The sequence below is a fragment of the Bacillus sp. AP8 genome (assembly GCF_000321185.1).
In the GTDB taxonomy this organism is placed as follows: domain Bacteria; phylum Bacillota; class Bacilli; order Bacillales; family DSM-1321; genus Bacillus_AD; species Bacillus_AD massilioanorexius.
In genome coordinates, this window is record NZ_CAPG01000013.1 from 1 (window position 1) to 2,515 (window position 2,515).

3 protein-coding genes are annotated in these 2,515 nt (G+C 32.3%); 2 read left to right on the plus strand and 1 reads right to left on the minus strand.

Annotation, left to right across the window (positions count from 1 at the left end):
• Positions 1–13: 13 nt before the first annotated feature.
• Positions 14–280 (minus strand): hypothetical protein, encoded by a 267-nt coding sequence (locus BN349_RS02425; RefSeq protein ID WP_019240681.1) that lies wholly within the window; start codon positions 278–280, stop codon positions 14–16.
• Between the two features lie 302 nt (positions 281–582).
• Between BN349_RS02425 and BN349_RS02430 the strand changes: the two genes are divergently transcribed.
• Both BN349_RS02430 and BN349_RS02435 read left to right on the plus strand, forming a co-directional pair.
• Positions 583–1,191, plus strand: a complete 609-nt coding sequence (locus BN349_RS02430) for a DUF6944 family repetitive protein (RefSeq protein WP_019240682.1) — start codon at positions 583–585, stop codon at positions 1,189–1,191.
• Between the two features lie 234 nt (positions 1,192–1,425).
• Positions 1,426–2,463, plus strand: a complete 1,038-nt coding sequence (locus BN349_RS02435; protein WP_019240683.1) for a PTS transporter subunit IIC — start codon at positions 1,426–1,428, stop codon at positions 2,461–2,463.
• Positions 2,464–2,515: the final 52 nt, after the last annotated feature.

The following is a 2,515-nucleotide window of genomic DNA, read 5'->3' on the forward strand; positions in this document are numbered from 1 at the left end:
ATATAAGGTTCTTTTATTTCCCTGCTGTTCTTGAAGAAGGTAAATATTTTGTAAAGTAGGCAGCTAAACATAAGAGGACAATGGAAAAGACTATACTGATTATTCCTTGAAAATCCGTCCAATAAAATAGGATATTCATAAACGTTAAAATAAAAAGGCATATGGAGGTTAAGGCGCTTTGCCAGCCTTTCACTCCTTTTTTCTTTCTTATTTTATATGCATAAAAAATGGAGACAATAAATAGTACAGTGGTAAACAACCATAGAACTTGTTCAATCATGATTATCTCCTCCTACATTCCTTGTTAACCTTATTATACCAAATTTGGATAGTTGAGTGTAGCTGAGTTGGTTCAGCTAAAATATCCTTTGTTCCACTTAATACTTTTACATAATGAAGAAAATCTAAGGGTGGTGAAATAAGAAACCGAGAGAAGTTTAAGTGCCCAATCGGATAAACGCTCTTAAAACATTGGATAAGAAAAGCTCTTTTTTATCGCTCTTGCATAAACATGTTGTAACGTATAAAACAAAGCTATTTATTTTTAGAAAAACAGGACTCTTAAAAAAGGTGAGATGTCCTATGAATTTATATGATTATCAATTTTATAGTGACTATAATAGTCAGAGATCTCGTACCTATCATTATAATCAAATCGCAAATAACACAGAAATGACAATAGCTCAATGGGTTGAAGCATTTGGAACAGTTCTTTCAGCTATTGGAAATACACCTATTGAATTTTTAAGTAGTGACTTTTTGTATGATATCAATTTAGTTGGAGATGTTCTTCAAGTATCTGCAACAAGTGTTCAATTGGATGCAGAAACGAAGCTCACATATAATAGTTTGGGCAATATGCTTCAGATAGTCGGTAACTCGGAGGAAATAGCAGGCTATATTTTGTTTAAGAACGATCAAACAGTACAAAATATTTTGGTGAATCAAGGAAATGCCATTCAAGTAGTAGGGATAGGCTCTTCATTGGTGTTCTTTTTAGCTCATAAGCGTAATTTAGTAAACATTTATAATATTTATGCAAACCTAATACAGATGATTGGTCTAAGTATACAGATGTTATCTACTATTTCTACATTAACAAAGGAACAATCACAAACATTAAATGTAGTTGGAAATTGGACACAAGCAATTGGTGCTATACTTGCTGCAATTGCTCAATCTCTAGATTAACGATAAGATCTAATGATGGATGCCTATCATTTTCAGACTAAGGGATGATTATAGGCATCTTTTTATGCATTCTTTATTAAATAACGAAAGAAATCGTTTGTATATATGTGGATATTAGTTCTGTTTTATTCCTTTTGCACATACTCGCGGTAAAGTATTAAACAAATTTGTTGACTACTTTCTGAATTTTCAATATAATAATTTTCATTACGAACAAGAATGGAGAAAAGATATATGAAAGAGTATTTCAGTAAATTACTTAACGGGATGAGTATCGGAATTGTTGTTGCTTTAATTCCAAATGCTTTATTAGGAGAATTATTAAAGTTAGTCATTCCATATTATCCATCATTACAGCATGTATTAGATATTACAGTATTCGTAATGAGCTTATTGCCTGTACTTATTGGTGTAATGGTCGGTATAACATTTAAATTATCCTCCATTCAAACAGCAAGTATTGGGATTGCAGCAATGGTTGGAAGTGGGGTTGTTCAAAAGACTGCTGATGGTTTGTTTACGTTAAATGGAATCGGTGTTGTAATTAACACAGGTATAACAGCAGGCTTAGCTGTATTGTTTGTTCAATTTCTTGGAAATCGTTTAAAAGAGTATTCAATTCTATTAATGCCAACCTTAAGTATTTTAATACCAGGTATGATAGGTGTTTTTACATTACCGTATATAAAAGATATTACGGGTTTACTAGGAATTGGTGTTGCTAACGTAACATCACTTCAGCCAATATTAATGGGTGCACTTATTGCTGTTATTTTTTGTATTATTATATTATCGCCAATTTCTTCGGTTGGTGTTGCTACAGTCATTATGCTATCAGGCATAGGTGCAGGAGCCGCAAATTTAGGTATTGTTGCCACTGGAGTTGGACTAGCCATTGCGAGTTATAAAGCTAATTCACTTGGAACAGCGTTGGCACATGTATTGGGCTCGCCAAAAATTCAAATGAGAAACTTCTTTATGAAACCAAAAATCGTACTGCCAATGATTATTACAGCAGCTATCTTAGGGGCAGTAGCAGGTATATTAAATATCCAAGGAACACCTTTTAGTGCTGGCTTTGGTTTATCAGGTTTAGTGGGGCCTCTAAATTATATTCATTTAGCTGATGGTGGATGGACTGTTAAAAATATTTCTATTATGCTAAGTGCATTTTTCATTCTTCCAATTATATTGAATCTTGTATTTATTTATATATTCTCTAAGAAATTAAAAATGACTCAACCAGAAGATTATAAATTGAATTTTGATTAATAGCCTTATAGATAAGAAATCATAAAAACCACAAAGGTATAGAACCTTTGTG